This is a genomic window from Rhodococcus sp. 06-1474-1B, from assembly GCF_002258885.1.
GTDB lineage: Bacteria > Actinomycetota > Actinomycetes > Mycobacteriales > Mycobacteriaceae > Rhodococcoides > Rhodococcoides fascians.
Genome location: NZ_NOYR01000023.1, coordinates 325,913 through 346,250, shown reverse-complemented (window position 1 = coordinate 346,250; position 20,338 = coordinate 325,913). Strand labels below are relative to the sequence as shown.

The following is a 20,338-nucleotide window of genomic DNA, read 5'->3' as shown; positions in this document are numbered from 1 at the left end:
GTCACGCTCCCTTCGTCGGTGGATCGGTCTCGGTGGTGTTCGGTTGTGGTGGCACGGTCGCCGAGGGTGCCGGTGCGGGCTTGTCTCGCACCGTCTCCGGTGCGGCCGCGGCTCCGACGTCCGGGTGATCGTCGTTCGGTCGTGCCCCGGCCTCGGGTGCCGACATCGCGTGTTCGCGCGCGTATCGCAGTCCGGCCAGGGTGGCATCGCCTGCACTACCGGTCGCTTCGAGTGCCTCGGGCCGATCGTCGGAAAATCCGGCGAGAATCCGCTCGGTCTCGCGGAACGTGCACAGCGGTGCTCCACGCGTCGGTGTGACCTGGGTGCCGGATCGAAGTGCATCGACCAGATCCCGCGCAGACGACGGGGTGCTGTTGTCGAAGAACTCCCAATTGACCATCATCACCGGGGCGTAATCGCATGCGGCATTGCACTCGATGTGTTCGAGGGTGATCGTGCCGTCGGCGGTGGTACCTCCGTGCTCGACATCCAGGTGATCACGCAGCGCGTCCATGATGGCGTCGCCGCCCATGACAGCACACAGCGTGTTGGTGCACACGCCGACGCGGTACGTCCCGGTGGGTTCGCGTCGATACATCGAGTAGAAGGTCGCGACTGCAGTCACCTCCGCCCCGGTGAGTTCGAGTACCTCCGAGCAGAATTCGATTCCAGCGGGCGTGAGGCAGCCGTCCTCGGCTTGCACGAGATGGAGCAGCGGCAGCAGGGCCGATCTGGCCTGCGGATAGCGCGCGACGACGATATCGGCGTCGGCGTGCAGCCGGGCGAGCACCTCGGCGGGATACGACGTTCGTGCACCCGGCGTGGCCAGTTGCACCGGTTCGTCCGGCCGGGCTCCGAGTTGGATCAGAACCGGTTCCGACTGGGGCTGCGCGGTCATCGATCCACCCCACCCATCACCGGGTCGATACTGGCGACCGCGGCGATGACGTCGGAGATCATTCCGCCCTCGCACATTGCCGCCACCGCTTGCAGGTTGGTGAAGGACGGATCTCTGAAATGCACTCGGTACGGCCTGGTTCCACCGTCGCTGACGATGTGTACCCCGAGCTCCCCTCGCGGCGACTCCACCGAGGACAACACCTGGCCGGCCGGGACCCGCATTCCCTCGGTCACCAGTTTGAAGTGGTGAATCAGCGATTCCATCGAGGTGTCCATGATGGTCCGCACATGCTCCTGAGAGTTGCCCAGGCCATCGGGTCCCGAGACCAGCTCGGCCGGCCACGCGATCTTCTTGTCGTCGATGACGACCGGGCCGGGATGCAGGCGGTCGAGGGCCTGTTCGACTATCTTGAGCGATTCCTTCATTTCTTCGACGCGAATCAGATATCGCCCGTAGCAGTCGCATCCGGTGTCGGTCACCACGTCGAACTCGTAGTTCTCGTACCCGCAGTACGGATCGGACCGTCGCAGGTCGTAGGGCAGTCCGGTCGAACGCAGCACCGGACCGGTGACGCCCAGCGCCATACATCCGGTGAGATCCAGATAACCTACGTTCTCGGTTCTGGCTTTCCAGATCGGGTTGTCGTTGAGCATGAGTTCGAGGTCGCGCAGGCGTCCCGGCAGCACGCGAAGGAGCTCGCGTACCCTGCCGACCGCGTCCTCGGGTAGGTCCTGCGACAGTCCGCCCGGCCGGATGTAGGCGTGGTTCATGCGCAGGCCGGTGATGGCCTCGAAGACGTCGAGTATCAGCTCGCGCTCACGGAACCCGAACAGCATCGCGGTGACCGCTCCCAATTCCATTCCGCCCGTGGCCAATGCGACGAGATGCGACGAGATGCGATTCAGCTCCATCAGCATCACCCGGATCACCGTGGCGCGCTCGGGAATGTCGTCGGTTATACCCAGTAGCTTCTCCACGCCGAGGCAGTATGCGGTTTCGTTGAAGAACGGCGACAGGTAGTCCATGCGGGTGACGAACGTGACGCCCTGGGTCCAGTTTCGGTACTCGAGATTCTTCTCGATTCCCGTGTGCAGATACCCGATCCCGCAACGAGCCTCGGTGACGGTCTCGCCCTCGATTTCGAGAATCAACCGCAGCACGCCGTGTGTTGACGGGTGCTGCGGGCCCATGTTGACCACGATCCGCTCGGTACTCGATCCGCGGGCCAACTCGACGACGTCGTCCCAGTCCTGTCCGGAGACCGCGTAGATGGTTTCGTCCGTTGCACTCATCAGTTGTACGACCTGCGCTCGTTGGGAGGCGCGACGCGAGCGCCCTTGTACTCGATGGGAATTCCGCCCAGCGGATAGTCCTTGCGTTGTGGATGACCGACCCAGTCGTCGGGCATCTCGATCCGCGTCAATGCAGGATGACCGTCGAAGACGATGCCGAAGAAGTCGTAGACCTCGCGCTCGTGCCAGTCGTTGGTGGGATACACCCCGCACAGCGACGGACTGTGTGGATCGTCGTCGGGGACGGCAACTTCGAGTCGGAGCCGACGGCCGTGCGTGATGGAGACCAGATGGTACACAACGTGCAACTCCCGGCCGATCAGGTCCGGATAGTGCACACCCGATGCGCCGGTACACAATTCGAATCGCAATTCTTCGTCGTCCCGTAGCGCCTGGGCGACGGCAGGCACGTACTCCCGCACCAGATGCAGCGTCAATTCGCCGCGATGAATCACCACCCGTTCGACGGCGGCGTCGAACGTAGCGACGGGGTTCACAGCAAGAAGGACGGTGGCCAACCGATCGACGAGGGCATCGAAGTAGCCGCCGTAGGGCCGCGTCGCGGTGTCCTCCGCTGCCGCCGGCGGCACCAATCGGCCGTAGCCCGACGTGTCGCCACTACCGCGAACCCCGAACATCCCGCGTGGCCGCTGAGACATTTTTCCTGGCGGCTGAGACATCCCACCCGGCGGCTGCGCCGTCATCGGAGCAAACCCTTCAGATCGATCGTCGGGGTGGACGAGAGTGCAGCCGCCTCGGCGGCCGCTCGCACCTGTTCCCGGTTCACACCCAACGGCATCTGCTGAATCTTTTTGTGCAACTCCAGGATTGCGTTGAGCAGCATCTCGGGCCGAGGCGGGCACCCGGGGAGATAGATGTCGACGGGCACGATGTGGTCCACTCCCTGGACCACCGCGTAGTTGTTGAACATTCCGCCCGAGGATGCACAGACACCCATGGCGAGAACCCATTTCGGTTCTGCCATCTGGTCGTAGACCTGCCTCAACACCGGAGCCATCTTCTGGCTGACGCGGCCGGCCACGATCATCAGATCCGCCTGCCGGGGGGACGCGCGAAACGCTTCCATTCCGAATCGCGCGAGATCGAAACGGCCGGACGTGGTGGCCATCATTTCGATGGCACAACATGCGAGCCCGAAGGTGGCGGGCCACAGCGAGCCCTTACGTGCGTACCCGGCCAACCCCTCGACGGTGGTCAGCAGGAATCCGCTGGGTAGCTTCTCTTCGAGTCCCATCGATCACGCTCTTTCGCTTCCGCAGAATGAGAACAGTGCATCGTTCCGTCGTCGTATCCGAGATCGTGTGGTCAGTCCCAACCGAGCCCGCCTCGCCGCCACTCGTACACGTAGGCCACCGACACGTTCACGACGAACAACGCCATCGCGACGAGCCCGAACGCACCGAGAACGTCGAGGTGGACGGCCCAGGGATAGAGGAAGACGATCTCGATGTCGAAGATGATGAACAGCATCGCGGTGAGATAGAACTTCACCGGAAATCGTTGTCCCGTAGGCGCATGCATCGTGGGTTCGATTCCACATTCGTACGCGTCGAACTTCGCTCGGTTGTATCGGGCGGGTCCCACCATCGTGCCGACCATCACCGAGAAGACCGCGAACGCGACTGCGACGGCACCCAGGACGAGAATCGGAACGTAGGCGTTCATTCGGGCATCCGCTCCCTCGATCGACGACCGCGCCGCCGCGAAAGTAAATGCGACGGCCGTACCAATGTGACCTGAACCACACAGTATGGGTTCGGTGCAGATCTCGCGGGATTTCGAGCAGTCCAGTTTCGTAAACCGTTGACGCGCATGGGCCACCCACCCTCGGACCCACTCATCTATGTGATTCACATCACTCTCGCCTCACATGCGGTCCACACCGCGAGGGACGACCAATCACCGAACATTTCCGGCCACCCGACCCGGGCTGCCGCCATCACTAAGGAGAGACGATGAAGTCGATTTCCGTCTCGACGCTCGCCGCCGAGGGACTGGGAACTGCCCTGCTCGTGATATTCGGCGTCGGCACCGCCGTCATCGCGGGCGACACCGTCGGAACCCCGGGCATCGCCCTGGCGTTCGGACTCACACTGCTTGCCCTCGTCTACGCGATCGGCCCGATCTCGGGCTGCCACATCAACCCGGCCGTGACGATCGGAGCCCTGATAGCTCGCGCCATCACCCCGATCAAGGCTGCGTTCTACATCGCCGCCCAGGCCGCAGGTGCAGTGATCGGCGCGCTGGTCGTACTGTTGGTCGCATCAGGCCGTCCCGGGTACGACATGTCGTCGGACGGTCTGGGCACCAACGGATTCGGCAGCTCCTCGCCCGGAGCGTACGGCTTGGCGTCGGTCGCGGTGTTCGAGACGATCGCGACCGGCCTGCTCGTCCTCGTCGTACTCGCCACCACGGCCCCCACCGTTCACCCCGTCGTGGCGGCCGGCATCCCGATCGGCCTGACCCTGACCGTGGTTCACCTGCTGGGCATAGGAATCGACTCGACCTCGGTCAACCCTGCTCGGTCCCTCGGCCCCGCCCTCGTCGCCGGCGGCCCTGCCCTGTCACAACTGTGGGTGTTCGTGGTGTTCCCCGTGCTCGGAGCTGCTGTCGCCGGCTCGATCCACCGGTTCGTGCTGACGGTGCCCGCATCGGAGAAAACGGTCTGATCTACCGCGATCGAGAGACCCTGGCACCGACGCGACCCGAGTGCTGCCTCAGCAGATCGACCACCGCGCGCCCGAGTCGGATCGGATCCACTGGATGGGGAACTGCGGCCTCGGCGCGCGACCAGTCGGCCAACCACCGGTCGTCGGGGCGTCCGATGAGCACCAGCACCGGCGGGCAGTCGTCGATCTCGTCCTTGAGTTGCTTGGCCAAACCCAGTCCGCCGACGGGCGAAGACTCACCGTCGAGGATCGCCACATCGATTCCACCCGCGTCCAGGTGCTCGATGACCACGGCCGCGGTGGCAACCTCGACGAAGTCGACGACGCCGAGCGCCGGATCGGGCCGGGTGCCCACCGCAGACATCACCTGAGCGCGCGTGGCCGCGTTACTGCTGTACACGAGCACATGCACCTGACCTGCCGAACTTGCTCTCGCTGTGGCGTCGGACACACCGCGATGGTAGCGCGGCCCCCGGTGGACCGGGCCCGAACGCACGTCGCAGAGGTACTTTCGCGTCGTCGACGTCGTGTGGCGGCAGCTCAGGAGATGGTGACGACCACGGCGGCCGGTTCCTCGGTGCTGTGCACCGCGAAGTCCGGACGGTCGGACGCCACGGCGACGAAGGACTGTGAGATTCCATCGGCATCGGCCAGGAAGTCGACTGCCACCACGGCGGAGTCCGGCTCGTTGCGAATCCGATCCGGCCCGGCATACGGAACGACGGTGACATCCGGCTCGGTCGAGGTACCGGCGATGTCGACCTGGAGTACGGCTCGCCCGGGAAGCGCGACCGGCTCACTGGTTCCGTATCGGACGGCCTCGTCGACGTAGCGCACCGTGTAGGACACCGGCCCGTTGCCGCCCAGTCGATACTCGACGGAGGAGGCTCCCAACATTACGTCCGTCACCGCCACGGGTGAGCCCGACGGGTGACGAATTCCCTCCAGCGACAGTCCCGGCACGACCGGCGGCAGCGTTTCGGTCGGGGCGGTCGGCGCGGTGAACGGGTCACCGACCACGAGCGAGCCGGTGGCGGTCTCGAAGTTCGGTGGCGGTGACGCATCGGGCGTCGGGCGAGGTGCCTCACCGGCGGAGCAACCGACGAGCAGCACAGCAGCGAGCAGTGGTGCTACGACCGACCCGGCCGCCACAGGCCTGCGATACCCCTCGCTCATCGACTCACCGTACAGATGAAACCGATCGGTTCGATAGTGTCGATCGGCCGCAGTTCGGTCACGGTCCCACCTGCCGCAAATCCTGCTAGCGTCGTCGAGCATGGAGTCCACGAGCTATTCGTCCGGTGAACGCGTGTTCGGACCTCCCAACGGGACGTTCGACGCGGACTGGGCGGCCACCGCGCTGCGGTCCAACCGACCGGAATTGGACCACCCGACCTCGGTGCGACTGGTCGAGCGGGCCTGGGAGTTGCTTCGATCGTCGAATCTTCGCGGCGAGCCACTCGCGACGGCTCTGGATCTCGAGCCCGGCCTCGCCTCGGCGGTCGCGGCCGTGGCAACGGAGACGGCGGAGCTCTACCTCGACCGACGGTAGGTCTATCGGTCGACCACCTCGGTCGCCAACCTCGCGTTGCGGCGCCCGTAGGCGAAGTAGATCAACAGACCGAGGGCCAACCAGACCAGGAACCGAATCCACGTCTCCACCACCAGGTTGGCCATCAGGTAGACGCACGAGAGCCCGGACAGAATCGGCACGACGGGAGAGAGCGGAACCCGAAAGGGCCGCTCGAGATCCGGCTTGGTCCGACGCAGGATCGGCACTGCCGCCGAGACCAGCAGAAACGCGAACAGGGCTCCGATGCTGACCATCTCGGCCAGCTCCTTCAGCGGTACCAGGGCCCCCAGCAGCGCCACGAACACCACGACGCCGACGGTCAACCGGGTCGGAGTCCCGAAACGGGGAGACACCTTCGCAACCGACTTGGGTAGCAAACCGTCCCGGCCCATCGCGAAGCCGATTCGGCTGATGGTCACCAACTCGACCAGAATGACCGACGTCAGACCTGCGACGGCCGCTATCGAGACCAGAACACCCGCCCAGCCTGCACCCACAGAATCGAACGCCTTGGCAATGGGAGCGCTGTCGTCGAGGTCGGTGTATTTCACCATGCCGGTGACGACGAACGCGACCATCATGTACAGCAAGGTGCATGCCACGAGCGTGCCGATCAGTGCACGAGGCAGATCATGGGCGGGCCGCTCGGCTTCCTCACTGAGATTGGCAACGGCCTCGAATCCTGTGTAGGCGAAGAACACGACCGCTGCAGCGGTGACGACGCCGGCAAATCCGAACGCCGAGGGTGCGATTCCGGCCACGGCCTGCATCAGGGGCTGATCGAGCGTCGAGCCACCGGCCTCGGCGGGCACGGACTCGGGCACGAACGGAACCAGGTTCGACTTCTGGACGAAGAACAGGCCGGCGATCACGATGAACACCGAAATGGCAACCTTGATCAGGACCAGCACGTTGGTCACTCGCGCCGACTCCTTGACTCCCACAGCGGCAATGACGCCCAGCACCGCGACGATGGCAACAGCCCCCACGTTCACCGGCGCTTCCTCGGTGAACAAGCTGGGTGGCAGAGAAAAGAGATCCGCGAGGTAGCCGGACCAGCTTCGAGCGACAACGGCAGCACCCAAAGCGAATTCGAGGATCAAATCCCATCCGATGATCCACGCGAACAGCTCCCCCAGGGTGGCGTACGCGTACGTGTACGCACTGCCCGCCGTCGGCACGGCCGATGCAAGCTCCGCATAACACAGTGCGGCAAGCAAACTCACGACACCGGCGATGACGAAGGAGATCACGACCGCCGGGCCGGCATTTTCTTTGGCCTGTACACCGGTGAGCGTGAATATGCCGGTTCCGATGACGATGCCGACCCCGAAACCGACCAAGTCGCGTAACCCGAGCTGCTTGCGCAGACTGCCGGACCCCTCGTCGTCGACGTCGCTCTCGATCTCGTCGACGGACTTCGTGCGAAACATTCCCATTTCCCGACGCTAAGCCATCCACTGTTTCCGCGCCGGAGGAAAGGTGGTGTTTGTTCTCGCGATTGTCGGTTATCCGGACAAATCGGAAATGCTTGCGTCACAACCGTCCTCGGGACCGAGCGACACTAGGACCGTCCCAAGAATTGTTCGGCGAAAAATCCGGCCAGCAGTACCGCGGTCCCGCCGATCTCGCCGACGATCAGAGCGAGCATGAACAGGTGCGTCCCCGGAACGGGATGGACGAACTGATTCTCGGTGTCTCGCCGGATCCCGTGCACGGTGTAGCCGGCGATCGCGGCGACGAAGAACACCAGCACCACCACCGCTGCGGTCAGGTCGACCACCGTCGGCCAGGCGCTGTAGTGCGCGAGAGCCGCAAGAACGAGAGCAGCGAAGGAGTACATCAACGCTGCCCGATGCGCGATGTCGACGTATCGGTGCGCGGTTCCGTCGCTCGACGTGGACATCTGGTGGTACTTGAGCACTCCGAGCGCCAACGCCCACATCAGCAACACACCCGACGCGAACACGATCACTTTCGTGTCGATCTCCAGCTGCATCCGCGCCTCCCCTTGGTTCCGCTGTCCGGGCCGAACGTAGCACCGGACACAATGTTGGTTACGGTTCCGCAATGCCGGTCGACTCCGCCCACACTCAGAACGACTGCGCATTGCGCTTAGAGTGGGGCCTGTCCGCGATCGACGCTGTGGTCGCCGGTGCCGACATCGCCGTCGTCGTGGACGTCCTGTCGTTCACGACCACTCTGACGGTGGCGGTGGACGCCGGAATCGAGGTCGTACCCAGCCGATGGCGCGACGACCGTGCCACCCACCTGGCCGAGCAACACGACGCCGTTCTCGCAGTCGGCCGTTCGGTTGCCACGCCGGGCGACGTCAGCTTGTGTCCTGCCACCGTGCGCGCCGCCGCACCGCCACCGAGACGACTCGTGTTGCCGTCGCCGAACGGTTCCACGATCGCCCACGCACTCGCCGCCCGGGTCGACACGTGCGTGGGCGCATCGCTCCGCAACGCCGCCGCGATCGCGCAGTGGGTCGTCGACGACCATCCCCACAGCGTGATTGCCGTCATAGCCGCCGGTGAGAGATGGCCGGATTCGTCGTTGCGGCCCGCAGTGGAGGACTTGTGGGGTGCCGGAGCCGTGCTGGCACCCCTCGTGGAGTCCGGCCTGTTCGATCCATCCCCCGAGGCGGTGGTCGCTGCGACCGCGTGGCACGCGGCCGCGTCGGATATAGCTACCGAGCTGCGGCGATGCGGCTCGGGGCGGGAGCTCATAGCGATGGGCCACCCCGAGGACGTCGACATCGCCGCCGAGGTCGACTCGAGTTCCTGCGTGCCGATACTGCGCGGCGATACCTTCGTCGAGCACCGAGGCCGATAGCCCCATCGGGCCTCCGAAACCCGCACCGACGCGGCCGATCGTGTCCGAAATTTTGATCGGAACACGGAATCACGGATCATACGGTGGTGAGTACGGAACGAGTCGCCCCGAAGACCACCGTCGTTGTACCGACGTACAACGAACGCGAGAACCTCCCCAAGCTGGTCGAACTGCTGGCCGGGCTGAAGGTCGAGGGGCTCGGTGTTCTCGTGGTCGACGACAACTCCCCCGACGGAACCGGTGACATCGCCGACAAACTCGCCATCGACGGTCCCCTCGAGGTCTCCGTTCTGCACCGCACCGAGAAGAACGGTCTGGGCCGCGCATACGTGGCCGGCATGACACGGGCCCTCGACGAGGGAGCCGACATCGTGATCCAGATGGACGCCGACCTGTCGCACCCCACCGAGGTGATTCCGGCGATGATCGACAAGCTGCTGAGCACCGACGCCGCGGTCGTGCTCGGTTCGCGCTACGTCCCCGGCGGTTCGGTCGCCGCGGACTGGCCGTGGCACCGCAAGGCGCTCTCGGCGTGGGCCAACTTCTACGTGAACACGATTCTTCGTCTCGGAGTCAAGGACGCGACCGCCGGCTTCAAGGCATGGCATGCCCGCACGCTCCGCACGATCGACGTTGCGTCGGTGGAGAGCAACGGGTACGCGTTCCAGGTCGAGATGAACTACCGCACCGTCAAACACGGGCTCACTCTCGCCGAGGTACCGATCACGTTCGAGGAGCGTAGCGAGGGCGAATCCAAGATGAGCCTGTCGGTCCAGCTCGAATCTGCCTTGGTGCCCTGGAAGTTGTTGCGGAACAAGAAGAAGCTCTGACCGAGGCGCCGCGCCGTGATCACGGCGTGAAGCGTCGGAAGTCACCTTCGGCGCCGATGACCTGACCGGTGATCGAGCCCGAATCGGGCGAGAGCAACATCGCCACGACCGCTGCGGCCTCGTCCGGTGAGTTCCACCGCCCGCGCGGCATGTGGCGCGAGACGAACTCGTTCAGATCCGCACTTGCCCAACCGGTATCGGTCGGACCAGGATTGATCGTGTTGACGGTGATGCCACGTTCGATCAGGGAATCGGCCACGGTCGGTGTTATCGCGGCGATGGCACCCTTGGTCACCGCATAGGGAATCTCGGTTGGCATCGGCCCCTCTCCCTGCCCGGACGTGAACAGCACGACGCGTCCGCCGTCAGGATGATCGACGTACCGTTGCGCGAATTCCTGCACCAGAAGCAACGACGCGCGCACGTTCACCGCCCACGTCAGGTCGAGGTTCTCTGCCGTCAGAGAACCCAGTTCGCCCAGCTGTGATCGCGCATGGTTGATCACCAACGAGTCGACGGCACCGAACCTGGATTCGACAGAATCGAACAGGGCGGCAGGCGCTTCGACATCGGAGAGATCGATGTCCAGATTCCCGAGTCTGCTTGGCGCAGTGGATAACTCGGCGAGAACCTGCACCGCTCCCGGCGTTCCCACTCCCCACGGTTCACTGACGTCGTAGGCATCGCATGATTGCGCGAAGACGCGGGCGCGCTCGTCCTGCAGCAATCTGCGGGTGATGGCGAAGCCGATTCCTTCCCTCCGACCGACGCCGGTGACGAGGACTGTTCTTCCGCGTGCCTGCGCGTCCGAGGTCATGCCGCGTCCTTCACTGTCGCGGCGTACACGTCGACGTAGTCCTGCCCCGACAGGTTCGCCAGCGCTGCCATCACCTCATCGGTGGTCGCCCGCAGAATGGCTTTACTGTTTTCTCCCCCTGCGTATCTCGTGAAATTCAATGGTTCGCCGACGACCATGCGCACCTTGCCCGGCCGCCACATCCTCGAGCCCACCGGGTTGACTCCGAGCGTCCCGTGCATCACCACCGGCACGACGGGCGCTCCCGTCTCGAGCGCTACTCTTGCCAGCCCGGTCTTGCCCTTGTACAACCGGCCGTCGGGAGATCGCGTCCCCTCCGGGTACACCGCCCACACCTTCCGTTGTCGCAGAATATTTTTCGCGGCATCGAGCGCCGGAGCCGAAGCACCTGCCCCGCGGCGGTCGACGGGAACCTGACCTGTCGCGCTGTAGAACCAACGCAGCGCCGCGCCCTTGATTCCCCGGCCGGTGAAGTACTCGCTCTTGGCGATGAACGTGACTCGGCGACGAACCAGGAGGACGAGAAAGAACGAGTCGACGACGGTGAGGTGGTTGCCGGCGATGATCACCGGTCCCGTCTTCGGGATATTGTCTGCGCCGACCACCGAAGGACGGCCGAGAACTCGGAGGATCGGGCCGATCAGCACATATTTGAAAAGCAGATACCACATTGATCGATCCTCTCGGCTGGACATCGTCACGGCTGAGAGTAGACAATGTCTACGTGGCTGACAACCTTCGGACTCGACTGGTGGACGCAGGCGTCCGCCTGCTCGAAAACGAGGGACAGGGCGGGCTCACCATCAGAGCGGTCACGCGTGAAGCCGGCGTATCGCACGGCGCACCGAGACGGTATTTTCCGACACTGAGCGCTTTGGCCGCAGCCGTGGCCCGAGTCGGTCTGGTCGATCTCTCGACCGCACTGAATTCTGCTGCACAGCAGTCGGATTCGCCCCGAGATGCACTGGATGCGATGGCGCACGCGTACGTGCAGTTCGCGGCGCGGCGCCCCGCGATGTTCGCGCTCATCTTTCGACACGACCTGCTCGAGGGCTCCGGCGAGAATCTGCGCGCACAGTCGCAACCCCTGTTCGAGGCTCTCACCTCGACACTCGATGCCGTCGTGCCGGAGAATCCACAGTTCACAGCGCTGAGACTGTGGACCTCCGTACACGGGATCGCGGCGCTGCACTCCACGCGGGCGCTCGACCCCATAGGCGGCACCCCGATGGTGACATCCCTGATCCGCCGCGCAGTGCGCGACGCGATCAGGAACGTCAGCGAATCAGAGACTTGACCGACGCGGGCAATTGCCGGACCGACTTGTACGGCCCCACGACGGCGGCACCGAAAGGACGATCGAGCAACACGGCCGCTACCTCGCGTACCTCGTCGTTGCCGACACTGTCGATCCGCGCCAGAGTGTCGGTGATGTCGCGGTGATTGCCGTAGTTCAGTTCGCTGCGACCGATACGGTTCATTCGAGAACCCGAATCTTCTAGTCCCAGCACCAATCCACCGCGCAACGAACCCTTGGCGCGAGCGCACTCGGCATCGGTGATGCCCTCGGCCGCAACCTTGGCGAGCACCTCGCGAATCACCGTGGTGACCTCGCCCAGGTTCTCCGGCTGGCATCCCGCGTACACCGAGAACGCCCCGCTGTCGGCAAACGTATCCACCGAGGAGTACACCGAGTAAGCCAGTCCGCGCTCTTCCCTGATCTCCTGGAACAGGCGAGAACTGAGCCCACCGCCGACAGCAGAATTCAGTACCGACAATGCCCAGCGGTGTCCTTCGTGTCGTCCGAACGCCCGCACGCCCAGGCACAGATGCGCCTGTTCGCTGTCCCGGGTGGTCAGGCTCAGCGTCGGATTCTGACGCAATCGCGCTGTACCGCTACGCCTTTCGGCCGGCCGCAGGCCCTTTTCCAGATGACCCGCGAAGGCGCGACGTACCAACGACACGATCTGCTTGTGATCGACGTTGCCTGCGACGGCGACGACCATCCGTTGCGGCGTATAGCGGCGAACATGGAACGAATGCAGTTGGGAACGGGTCATCGATTCGATGGATTCGACAGATCCGATGATCGGACGCCCGATCGGGTGATCACCGAACATCGCTTCCAGGAAAGCATCTCCCAGGAGATCCTCGGGATCGTCGTCGCGCATGGAGATCTCTTCGAGGACCACCTGACGCTCGACGTCCACATCTGCCGATCTACACCGACCACGAAGCACCACATCGCTGACGAGATCGATCGCGAGCGCGACGTCCTCGTCGAGCACGTGCGCGTAGAAGCACGTGCTCTCCTTGGAAGTGAATGCGTTCAGCTCTCCCCCGACACCGTCCATCACCTGGGCGATCTCGAGCGCACTACGCGTCGGCGTCGACTTGAACAGCAGATGTTCGAGGAAGTGCGCGGCACCGGCGACGCTGGGTTGCTCGTCGCGCGAGCCGACGCCGACCCACACACCGACCGATGCCGAGCGAACGCCGGGAACGAACTCGGTGACGACCCGAAGGCCGCCGGGCAGAGTCGTGCGTCGAACGCCCGTGTCGGTGCCGCTGGTCTCTGGAACGGCCGAACGGTACGTCCCGAGGGGACGTACCGTTCGGCTCGCTTGCTTCTTACTCAGCGCTGACCTCGGCGGGTGCCTCGGGAGCGTCGGCGGGAGCAGCTGCATTGTCGTCTTCGACGGGAACGAGGCTGATCTTGCCGCGGTTGTCGATATCGGCGATCTCGACGCGCAACTTCGACCCGACGCTCACGACGTCCTCGACCTTGTTGATGCGCTTGCCGTTACCGAGCTTCGAGATGTGCACCAGTCCGTCGCGGCCCGGGAGCAGCGAGACGAATGCACCGAAAGCCGTTGTCTTGACGACGGTTCCGAGGAATCGCTCGCCGACCTTCGGCAGCTGCGGGTTGGCGATGGCGTTGATCATGTCGATCGCGGCCTGTGCGGACGGGCCGTCCGCTGCACCGACGTAGACAGTGCCGTCATCTTCGATCGAGATGTTGGCACCGGTCTGCTCGGTGATGGAGTTGATCATCTTGCCCTTGGGCCCGATGACCTCGCCGATCTTGTCGACCGGCACCTTGATCGCGGTGACGCGAGGTGCGTACGGGCTCATCTCGTCCGGGGTGTCGATGGCCTCGGCCATGACCTCGAGGATCGTCGTGCGAGCGTCCTTCGCCTGCGACAGCGCGCCCGCGAGCACCTTCGAGGGGATTCCGTCGAGCTTGGTGTCGAGCTGCAGGGCGGTGACGAAGTCCTTGGTTCCGGCGACCTTGAAGTCCATGTCGCCGAACGCGTCCTCGGCACCGAGGATGTCGGTGAGGGCGACGTAGCGAGTCTCGCCGTCGACCTCGTCGGACACGAGGCCCATCGCGATACCGGCAACCGGGGCACGCAGCGGCACACCGGCATTGAGCAGCGACAGAGTCGATGCGCAGACCGAGCCCATCGAGGTCGAGCCGTTGGAGCTCAATGCCTCGGAGACCTGGCGGATGGCGTACGGGAACTCGGCCTGGCTGGGCAGCACCGGCAGCAGAGCACGCTCGGCGAGCGCTCCGTGGCCGATTTCGCGACGCTTCGGCGAACCGACGCGGCCCGTCTCACCGGTGGAGTACGGCGGGAAGTTGTAATGGTGCATGTAGCGCTTGGACGTCTCGGGCCCGAGCGAGTCGACCTGCTGCGCCATCTTGACCATGTCGAGGGTGGTGACGCCCAGGATCTGGGTCTCGCCGCGCTCGAACAGAGCCGATCCGTGGGTACGCGGGATGATCGCGACCTCGGCGGACAACGACCGGATGTCGGTGATGCCGCGGCCGTCGATGCGGAAGTGATCGGTGAGGATGCGCTGGCGAACCGACTTCTTGGTCAGTGCGCGGAACGCGGCACCGATCTCCTTCTCGCGGCCGGCGAAGCTGTCTCCGACCGAGGTGAGGACCTGAGCCTTGACCTCGTCGAGCTTGTTCTCGCGCTCGGCCTTGCCGGCAATGGTCAGTGCCTCGTTGAGCGGGATCTTCGCCGCGTTCTCGACGGCTTCGAAGACGTCGCTCTGGTACGCCGGGAAGACCGGGTAGTCGCCGGTCGGCTTGGCGGCCTTGGACGCGAGCTCCTGCTGCGCGGTGCACAGGGCTGCGATGAAGGGCTTCGAGGCCTCGAGGCCCTCGGCGACAACCGCCTCATTGGGTGCGGTAGCGCCGCCCTCGATGAGCTCGATGACGTTCTCGGTGGCCTCGGCCTCGACCATCATGATCGCAACGTCGGCGTCGGCACCGGAGCCGGAGACGATGCGGCCGGCGACGACCATGTTGAACACGGCCTTCTCGAGCTGCTCGTTGGTCGGGAACGCAACCCACTGCTTGTCGATCAGCGCGACGCGAACGCCGCCGATCGGACCGGAGAACGGCAGACCGGCGATCTGGGTCGATGCCGACGCGGCGTTGATCGCGACGACGTCGTACAGATCGGCGGGGTTGAGGCTCATGACCGTGATGACGACCTGGATCTCGTTGCGCAGTCCGTCGACGAACGTCGGACGCAGCGGCCGGTCGATCAGGCGGCAGGTGAGGATGGCGTCGGTGGACGGACGGCCCTCGCGGCGGAAGAACGATCCGGGGATACGGCCCGCGGCGTACATGCGCTCTTCGACGTCGACCGTCAGCGGGAAGAAATCGAATCCCTCACGGGGGTGCTTGCCCGCCGTCGTTGCCGACAGCAGCATGGTGTCCTCGTCGAGGTACGCGGCGACTGCGCCTGCGGCCTGCTGTGCGAGGCGACCCGTCTCGAAGCGGATGCTCCGCTTACCGAAAGAGCCGTTGTCGATGATCGCTGTTGCTTCGTAGACGCCTTCTTCGGCGTCCAATGTTGTGGTGTCCGACATGTGTTCTGTTCTCGTCCTCTCGTCTTTGCCGTGCCCGCGTGGACACACCACCAGCCCTCCTGGCTGTGGCGGCATACCTGTGCCGTCCATCTCCGAGAGTTCGTCTCGGGACGCGGCTGCGCGGAGGCGGCCATCGATCGAAGCCCTCCGGATCTCGTATCCGAAAAGCCACTACCGAAGACCGACACCACGGCGTGACAGGCATACACGGCGGTGTGCGGATACCGTGTATCCGCTGGTCGTGCTGACTATCCTGATGTTGCGGTACAAACACAGAAAGCCAACGAGGAACAGTCTAAGCACTGCCTCGTTGGCTACTGCACTATTGCTGCGAGTCGGGTGTACACCGGCGCGTCGAACCATGCATCGGCAACATCCTCGCGTCGATCGAAATTATCGACGCAGACCCAGACGCTCGATGAGCGAACGGTAGCGAGTGACGTCTACCTTCGCGATGTACTTGAGCAGACGACGACGACGTCCGACCAGCAGCAACAGGCCGCGGCGGGAGTGGTGATCGTGCTTGTGCATCTTGAGGTGCTCGGTCAAGTCGACGATGCGCTTGGTGAGCATTGCAACCTGCGCCTCGGGCGAACCCGTGTCGGTGGGGTGCAAGCCGTACTCGCCGAGAACGGCCTTCTTCTGTTCGGTGGTCAATGCCACTGGTACTACTCCTGATCAATGACGTCCGCGTGAAAGGAAGCAACGGGCCCCGCCGTGGACGATGCATGATCATCCGGGCGGTATCGAAGCCGGTGCAGCCGCCGCGGACCGCAGCGAACACCGAGGAGTCAGCCTATCAGGCTGCGCTGGCGGCCAGGATCGAGCGGGCCCGGTCGGCGTCCCGGCCCATCTCCTCCACGAGAGCTTCCATGGAATCGAACTTCTCCATTCCGCGCAGTCGCTCGACGAAGTCGACGGCCACGTGCTGCCCGTAGAGGTCTCCCTCGCCGTCGAGCACGAACGCCTCGACGGTCCTGGTGCGTCCCGAGAACGTGGGATTCGTGCCCACCGACACCGCCGCCGGGTGCCGCTCCCCCGGAGTGACCGTCCCCATGATCGGACCCGGACCGAGCACGGTGAACCAGGCGGCGTAGACCCCGTCCGCCGGTATGGCCGAGTACATCGGCGGAGCGACATTGGCTGTGGGATAGCCCATTTGACGGCCGCGTCCGTCGCCGTGCACGACGACACCCTCGACGCGATGCGGGCGGCCGAGCGCTGCGGCTGCTGCCGCGACGTCCCCGGCGTCCACGCACGACCTGATGTAGGTGGACGAGAACGTGACGGCATGCTCGGCCAACAGGTTGACTCCGTCGACCGCGAAGCCGGACCGTTCGCCGATCTTGCGCAGCATGGGGACCGTCCCGAGCGCCTTCTTCCCGTAGGTGAAGTTCTCGCCGACGACCACTTCTGCAACGTGCAGGCGTTCGATGAGGATCTCGTGCACGTATCGCTCGGGGGTGAGTTTCATCAGTTCGGGCGTGAACGGCATGACGCAGAACACGTCGATGCCCAGTTCCTCGGCCAGTTCGGCACGCCGGGTCAACGTCGTCAACTGCGCGGGGTGACTACCCGGACGGACCACTTCCATCGGGTGGGGGTCGAACGTCATGAGCACACTGGGTACGCCGCGTTCCCGAGCTGCGGCCACTGCTCTACCGATCAACTGCGCATGTCCGCGGTGAACGCCGTCGAACACACCGATCGTGAGCACACATCGGCCCCAGTCGGCAGGTACATCGTCGAGACCTCGCCATCTCTGCACACCGCGAAGCCTACGGCCCGGCGGCCGCTCGGTCATCCTCGGACAGGCGTGTCGCGTGCGGCAGGTATGGACAAAAGGGTGTCCCCACGGTAAATATTTCGGGGTGCCTAACTTATTTCTTCGATCTCGCGGATCTCGCGTGGGTCGAATCGTTGCGAGCTGGGCCGTGGCGGGACTGCTGGTAGCGACGTCGAGCGGATGCGCTGGCGCGGTCGGCGACGACGAGCCGACGTCGATGGACGACGGCAGACCGTTGGTGCTGACGACGTTCACGGTGCTGGCCGACATGGCCGCGAACGTTGCAGGCGACCATCTCCGTGTGGAGTCGATCACCAAGGCCGGAGCCGAGATTCACGGGTACGAGCCCACACCCGGCGACCTACGCACTGCCGAAAGCGCCGATCTGATCCTGGACAACGGTCTGGGACTCGAGGCGTGGTTCGAAAAGTTCGTCGAGCGGGTGCCCGCACCGCACGCGGTCGTCAGCGCACACGTGGAACCCGTCTACATCCGCGACGACGCGTATGCGGGCAAGGCCAATCCACATGCCTGGATGTCGCCGGTCGTGGCGGAGACCTACATCACCAACATCGCCGACGCGTTCGTGGCGCTCGACGCTGTCCATGCCGAGGAATACCGCGCCAACGCCGCCGCGTACATCACCGAGCTGCGGTCGGTCGGCGACGAACTGGAATCCGATCTGGCCCAACTTCCGGCGCAGCAACGTGCTCTGGTGACGTGTGAGGGCGCGTTCGGCTATCTGGCCCGCGACTTCGACCTGCAAGAGGCGTATCTGTGGCCGGTCAATGCCGAACAGGAAGGGACACCCAAACAAGTGGTCCGCACCATCGATTTCGTACGTGACAACGACGTGCCTGCCGTCTTCTGCGAGTCGACCGTCTCGGACAAGGCTCAGCTCCAGGTCGCCGAGGACACCGGTGCCCGCTTCGGCGGAAAGCTGTACGTCGACTCCCTCAGCGCCGCCGACGGACCCGTGCCCACCTACCTCGATCTGCTGCGTTACGACGCGCGGCTGATCGCCGACGCGTTGGTGGGCACGCGATGACCCGGCACATCTCGGGTGCGAACCGGGACGGTGCCGCGCTGACCGTCGACGCCGTCGACGTTCGGTACCGAGACGTCGTGGCGCTGGTCGGCGCGAGCCTGACCCTCGCACCCGGACGCGTCTGCGGCCTGGTCGGAATGAACGGATCGGGTAAGTCGACGCTGTTCAAGGCCATCATGGGCGTCGTCAAGACCGATGCCGGTTCGATCACGGTCTTCGGCGGCGACCCCGCCCGGGCCCGCAAAGCCGGGACGGTCAGCTACGTGCCCCAGGCCGAATCGGTCGACTGGACCTTCCCCATCAGCGTCCGGGACGTGGTGATGATGGGTCGTTACGGCAAACAGAACTTTCTCCGAACCCCTCGTGCGGCAGACAGAGCTGCGGTGGACGCGGCGCTCCAACGGGTCGATCTCACCGAGCTCGCCGATCGACAGATCGGGCAACTCTCCGGCGGACAGCGCAAACGGGCATTCGTGGCCCGCGCCATCGCTCAGGAAGCGTCCTTGCTGCTCCTCGACGAGCCGTTTGCAGGAGTGGACAAGAAGACCGAGGCGACGATCACGCGACTCCTCCGAGAACTGGCCGCTCAGGGTGCGTCCGTCCTCGTGTCCACCCACGATCTGCACGCCCTTCCGGAACTGTGCGACGAGGCGATCCTGCTGCAGCAGCGGGTCCTGATGCACGGCAGTCCAGCCGAGGTGTTGCGCCCGGAGAACCTGGCACTGGCCTTCGGCATGGACCCGTCGAGGATCGACGAACTGGGCGCGAGCTCTCCAACTTCGGAAGTGAGCTGAACCGTGTACCTGATCGACTTCGTCGTCAATCCTCTCGAATACACCTTCATGCAGCGTGCGCTGTTGGTGACCGTCACCGCCTCGATCGTCTGCGCAGTGTTGAGCTGCTGGCTCGTACTCATCGGCTGGTCACTGATGGGGGACGCCGTATCGCACGCGGTACTCCCCGGCGTCGCCCTGTCCTATCTGCTGGGTGCGCCGTTCGCCATCGGCGCGCTGCTGTTCGCACTCATCGCGGTCGGTGCCATCGGGGTGGTTCGCAACACCACCATCGTCAAGGAGGACGCCGCGATCGGCGTCGTGTTCACCACGTTGTTCGCCCTCGGCGTCGTCCTGATCTCCAAGTTTCCGAGCCAGATCGACCTCAACCACATCTTGTTCGGAAACCTGCTCGGGGTGTCGCAGTCGGACATGATCCAGGTGTTCGTGCTCGGCGGGCTGGCGTTGGCCGTGATGGTGATCAAGCGTCGCGATTTCACTCTGTTCGCCTTCGACCGCACGCAGGCTCGCGCGGTCGGTATCAATCCGAGCGTGATCTCGGCCGCGATGTTGACGCTGCTCGCGCTGACGACCGTCGTGGCGCTACAGGCCGTCGGCGTCATCCTGGTCGTCGCCATGCTGATCACACCCGGCGCAACCGCATACCTACTCACCCACAGCTTCGGCCGCATGCTGATGATTGCCCCCGCCATCTCGGTGGGCTGCGCCCTGGTCGGTATCTACGCCAGTTTCTATCTCGACGTCTCCTCGGGTGGCAGTGTGGTGCTGGCCCAAGGCCTGGTGTTCGTGCTGGCCTACCTGTTCAGCCCGGCGCAGGGCATCGTCACGCGCGCTCTGCGCCGCCGAGGACAGGTGACGGTGGCTCCGGCCGGGTGA

23 protein-coding genes are annotated in these 20,338 nt (G+C 64.7%); 8 read left to right on the top strand and 15 right to left on the bottom strand.

Annotation, left to right across the window (positions count from 1 at the left end):
• Nucleotide 1: 1 nt before the first annotated feature.
• The 5 genes from nuoE to CH266_RS11865 form a co-directional block, all read right to left on the bottom strand.
• Nucleotides 2-898, bottom strand: coding sequence for an NADH-quinone oxidoreductase subunit NuoE (nuoE, locus tag CH266_RS11885; protein ID WP_094715331.1), 897 nt, complete (start codon nt 896-898; stop codon nt 2-4).
• Entirely contained in the window at nt 895-2,193 is a 1,299-nt protein-coding gene (gene nuoD, locus CH266_RS11880) for an NADH dehydrogenase (quinone) subunit D (RefSeq protein ID WP_094715330.1), read from the bottom strand. Before nuoD ends, nuoE begins: the two co-directional genes overlap by 4 nt.
• Nucleotides 2,193-2,897, bottom strand: coding sequence for an NADH-quinone oxidoreductase subunit C (locus tag CH266_RS11875; protein ID WP_174557255.1), 705 nt, complete (start codon nt 2,895-2,897; stop codon nt 2,193-2,195). The genes nuoD and CH266_RS11875 overlap by 1 nt, the downstream gene beginning before the upstream one ends.
• Nucleotides 2,894-3,448, bottom strand: coding sequence for a NuoB/complex I 20 kDa subunit family protein (locus CH266_RS11870; RefSeq protein WP_027496776.1), 555 nt, complete (start codon nt 3,446-3,448; stop codon nt 2,894-2,896). The genes CH266_RS11875 and CH266_RS11870 overlap by 4 nt, the downstream gene beginning before the upstream one ends.
• Nucleotides 3,449-3,519: 71 nt before the next feature.
• Nucleotides 3,520-3,879 (bottom strand): NADH-quinone oxidoreductase subunit A, encoded by a 360-nt coding sequence (locus CH266_RS11865; RefSeq protein WP_027496775.1) that lies wholly within the window; start codon nt 3,877-3,879, stop codon nt 3,520-3,522.
• A gap of 290 nt (nt 3,880-4,169) precedes the next feature.
• On the opposite strand from CH266_RS11865, the gene CH266_RS11860 reads away from it, so the two are divergent.
• Complete coding sequence (locus tag CH266_RS11860) at nt 4,170-4,883, top strand: aquaporin (RefSeq protein ID WP_094715329.1); 714 nt, start codon at nt 4,170-4,172, stop codon at nt 4,881-4,883.
• 1 nt (nt 4,884) lies between these two features.
• Here CH266_RS11860 and CH266_RS11855 read toward each other — a convergent pair whose 3' ends face one another.
• Together CH266_RS11855 and CH266_RS11850 are read right to left on the bottom strand one after the other, a co-directional pair.
• Entirely contained in the window at nt 4,885-5,334 is a 450-nt protein-coding gene (locus CH266_RS11855; protein WP_051365375.1) for a chemotaxis protein CheY, read from the bottom strand.
• Between the two features lie 89 nt (nt 5,335-5,423).
• The gene (locus CH266_RS11850) at nt 5,424-6,059 is read right to left on the bottom strand and encodes an AMIN-like domain-containing (lipo)protein (protein ID WP_141214521.1); all 636 of its coding nucleotides are present in this window, start codon (nt 6,057-6,059) and stop codon (nt 5,424-5,426) included.
• 100 nt (nt 6,060-6,159) lie between these two features.
• Between CH266_RS11850 and CH266_RS11845 the strand changes: the two genes are divergently transcribed.
• Nucleotides 6,160-6,435 carry a hypothetical protein gene (locus CH266_RS11845; RefSeq protein WP_094715327.1) on the top strand — a complete coding sequence of 92 codons (276 nt, stop codon included), beginning with the start codon at nt 6,160-6,162 and terminating at the stop codon, nt 6,433-6,435.
• A gap of 2 nt (nt 6,436-6,437) precedes the next feature.
• Here the strand turns inward: CH266_RS11845 and CH266_RS11840 are convergent, their stop codons facing one another.
• Nucleotides 6,438-7,895, bottom strand: a complete 1,458-nt coding sequence (locus CH266_RS11840) for an APC family permease (protein ID WP_032372590.1) — start codon at nt 7,893-7,895, stop codon at nt 6,438-6,440.
• A 125-nt stretch (nt 7,896-8,020) separates the two neighbouring features.
• On the bottom strand, nt 8,021-8,455 hold the full coding sequence (locus CH266_RS11835) for a hypothetical protein (protein ID WP_032366446.1): 435 nt from the start codon (nt 8,453-8,455) through the stop codon (nt 8,021-8,023).
• Between the two features lie 71 nt (nt 8,456-8,526).
• Here CH266_RS11835 and CH266_RS11830 point away from each other — a divergent pair, with 71 nt between their 5' ends.
• Both CH266_RS11830 and CH266_RS11825 read left to right on the top strand, forming a co-directional pair.
• A complete protein-coding gene (locus tag CH266_RS11830; RefSeq protein ID WP_094715326.1) occupies nt 8,527-9,294 on the top strand; it encodes a 2-phosphosulfolactate phosphatase in 768 nt (255 codons plus the stop codon).
• Between the two features lie 86 nt (nt 9,295-9,380).
• On the top strand, nt 9,381-10,124 hold the full coding sequence (locus CH266_RS11825; protein WP_094695480.1) for a polyprenol monophosphomannose synthase: 744 nt from the start codon (nt 9,381-9,383) through the stop codon (nt 10,122-10,124).
• Nucleotides 10,125-10,143: 19 nt separating this feature from the next.
• On the opposite strand, the gene CH266_RS11820 is transcribed toward CH266_RS11825, so the two are convergent.
• Both CH266_RS11820 and CH266_RS11815 read right to left on the bottom strand, forming a co-directional pair.
• On the bottom strand, nt 10,144-10,941 hold the full coding sequence (locus CH266_RS11820) for an SDR family oxidoreductase (RefSeq protein ID WP_094715325.1): 798 nt from the start codon (nt 10,939-10,941) through the stop codon (nt 10,144-10,146).
• Nucleotides 10,938-11,612, bottom strand: coding sequence for a lysophospholipid acyltransferase family protein (locus CH266_RS11815; RefSeq protein ID WP_094715324.1), 675 nt, complete (start codon nt 11,610-11,612; stop codon nt 10,938-10,940). The genes CH266_RS11820 and CH266_RS11815 overlap by 4 nt, the downstream gene beginning before the upstream one ends.
• Before the next feature lie 53 nt (nt 11,613-11,665).
• Here CH266_RS11815 and CH266_RS11810 point away from each other — a divergent pair, with 53 nt between their 5' ends.
• Complete coding sequence (locus CH266_RS11810) at nt 11,666-12,238, top strand: TetR/AcrR family transcriptional regulator (RefSeq protein ID WP_094715323.1); 573 nt, start codon at nt 11,666-11,668, stop codon at nt 12,236-12,238.
• Here the strand turns inward: CH266_RS11810 and CH266_RS11805 are convergent.
• The 4 genes from CH266_RS11805 to CH266_RS11790 form a co-directional block, all read right to left on the bottom strand.
• Nucleotides 12,219-13,628: a M16 family metallopeptidase gene (locus CH266_RS11805; RefSeq protein ID WP_179284663.1), complete on the bottom strand. Its 1,410-nt coding sequence runs from the start codon at nt 13,626-13,628 to the stop codon at nt 12,219-12,221. The genes CH266_RS11810 and CH266_RS11805 overlap by 20 nt on opposite strands.
• Entirely contained in the window at nt 13,573-15,834 is a 2,262-nt protein-coding gene (locus CH266_RS11800) for a polyribonucleotide nucleotidyltransferase (RefSeq protein WP_027496765.1), read from the bottom strand. Before CH266_RS11800 ends, CH266_RS11805 begins: the two co-directional genes overlap by 56 nt.
• A gap of 393 nt (nt 15,835-16,227) precedes the next feature.
• On the bottom strand, nt 16,228-16,497 hold the full coding sequence (rpsO, locus tag CH266_RS11795; protein ID WP_027496764.1) for a 30S ribosomal protein S15: 270 nt from the start codon (nt 16,495-16,497) through the stop codon (nt 16,228-16,230).
• A gap of 136 nt (nt 16,498-16,633) precedes the next feature.
• Nucleotides 16,634-17,602, bottom strand: coding sequence for a bifunctional riboflavin kinase/FAD synthetase (locus tag CH266_RS11790; protein WP_027496763.1), 969 nt, complete (start codon nt 17,600-17,602; stop codon nt 16,634-16,636).
• A 103-nt stretch (nt 17,603-17,705) separates the two neighbouring features.
• Here CH266_RS11790 and CH266_RS11785 point away from each other — a divergent pair, with 103 nt between their 5' ends.
• The 3 genes from CH266_RS11785 to CH266_RS11775 are packed head-to-tail and all read left to right on the top strand — an operon-like array spanning nt 17,706 to nt 20,338.
• Nucleotides 17,706-18,668: a metal ABC transporter substrate-binding protein gene (locus CH266_RS11785; RefSeq protein ID WP_441347051.1), complete on the top strand. Its 963-nt coding sequence runs from the start codon at nt 17,706-17,708 to the stop codon at nt 18,666-18,668.
• The gene (locus CH266_RS11780) at nt 18,665-19,462 is read left to right on the top strand and encodes a metal ABC transporter ATP-binding protein (RefSeq protein ID WP_094695416.1); all 798 of its coding nucleotides are present in this window, start codon (nt 18,665-18,667) and stop codon (nt 19,460-19,462) included. Before CH266_RS11785 ends, CH266_RS11780 begins: the two co-directional genes overlap by 4 nt.
• Before the next feature lie 48 nt (nt 19,463-19,510).
• Complete coding sequence (locus CH266_RS11775; protein ID WP_205912357.1) at nt 19,511-20,338, top strand: metal ABC transporter permease; 828 nt, start codon at nt 19,511-19,513, stop codon at nt 20,336-20,338.

Excerpts from the sequence above, each read along its gene's own strand:
- CH266_RS11860 (WP_094715329.1), top strand. The coding sequence starts at position 4,170 with ATGAAGTCGATTTCCGTCTCGACGCTCGCCGCCGAGGGACTGGGAACT.
- CH266_RS11830 (WP_094715326.1), top strand. The coding sequence starts at position 8,527 with ATGCCGGTCGACTCCGCCCACACTCAGAACGACTGCGCATTGCGCTTA.
- nuoD (WP_094715330.1), bottom strand. The coding sequence starts at position 2,193 with ATGAGTGCAACGGACGAAACCATCTACGCGGTCTCCGGACAGGACTGG.
- CH266_RS11820 (WP_094715325.1), bottom strand. The coding sequence starts at position 10,941 with ATGACCTCGGACGCGCAGGCACGCGGAAGAACAGTCCTCGTCACCGGC.
- CH266_RS11850 (WP_141214521.1), bottom strand. The coding sequence starts at position 6,059 with ATGAGCGAGGGGTATCGCAGGCCTGTGGCGGCCGGGTCGGTCGTAGCA.
- nuoE (WP_094715331.1), bottom strand. The coding sequence starts at position 898 with ATGACCGCGCAGCCCCAGTCGGAACCGGTTCTGATCCAACTCGGAGCC.
- CH266_RS11870 (WP_027496776.1), bottom strand. The coding sequence starts at position 3,448 with ATGGGACTCGAAGAGAAGCTACCCAGCGGATTCCTGCTGACCACCGTC.
- CH266_RS11800 (WP_027496765.1), bottom strand. The coding sequence starts at position 15,834 with ATGTCGGACACCACAACATTGGACGCCGAAGAAGGCGTCTACGAAGCA.
- CH266_RS11875 (WP_174557255.1), bottom strand. The coding sequence starts at position 2,897 with ATGACGGCGCAGCCGCCGGGTGGGATGTCTCAGCCGCCAGGAAAAATG.
- CH266_RS11845 (WP_094715327.1), top strand. The coding sequence starts at position 6,160 with ATGGAGTCCACGAGCTATTCGTCCGGTGAACGCGTGTTCGGACCTCCC.
- CH266_RS11865 (WP_027496775.1), bottom strand. The coding sequence starts at position 3,879 with ATGAACGCCTACGTTCCGATTCTCGTCCTGGGTGCCGTCGCAGTCGCG.
- CH266_RS11815 (WP_094715324.1), bottom strand. The coding sequence starts at position 11,612 with ATGTGGTATCTGCTTTTCAAATATGTGCTGATCGGCCCGATCCTCCGA.
- CH266_RS11840 (WP_032372590.1), bottom strand. The coding sequence starts at position 7,895 with ATGGGAATGTTTCGCACGAAGTCCGTCGACGAGATCGAGAGCGACGTC.
- CH266_RS11805 (WP_179284663.1), bottom strand. The coding sequence starts at position 13,628 with ATGCAGCTGCTCCCGCCGACGCTCCCGAGGCACCCGCCGAGGTCAGCG.
- CH266_RS11835 (WP_032366446.1), bottom strand. The coding sequence starts at position 8,455 with ATGCAGCTGGAGATCGACACGAAAGTGATCGTGTTCGCGTCGGGTGTG.
- CH266_RS11780 (WP_094695416.1), top strand. The coding sequence starts at position 18,665 with ATGACCCGGCACATCTCGGGTGCGAACCGGGACGGTGCCGCGCTGACC.
- CH266_RS11775 (WP_205912357.1), top strand. The coding sequence starts at position 19,511 with ATGCAGCGTGCGCTGTTGGTGACCGTCACCGCCTCGATCGTCTGCGCA.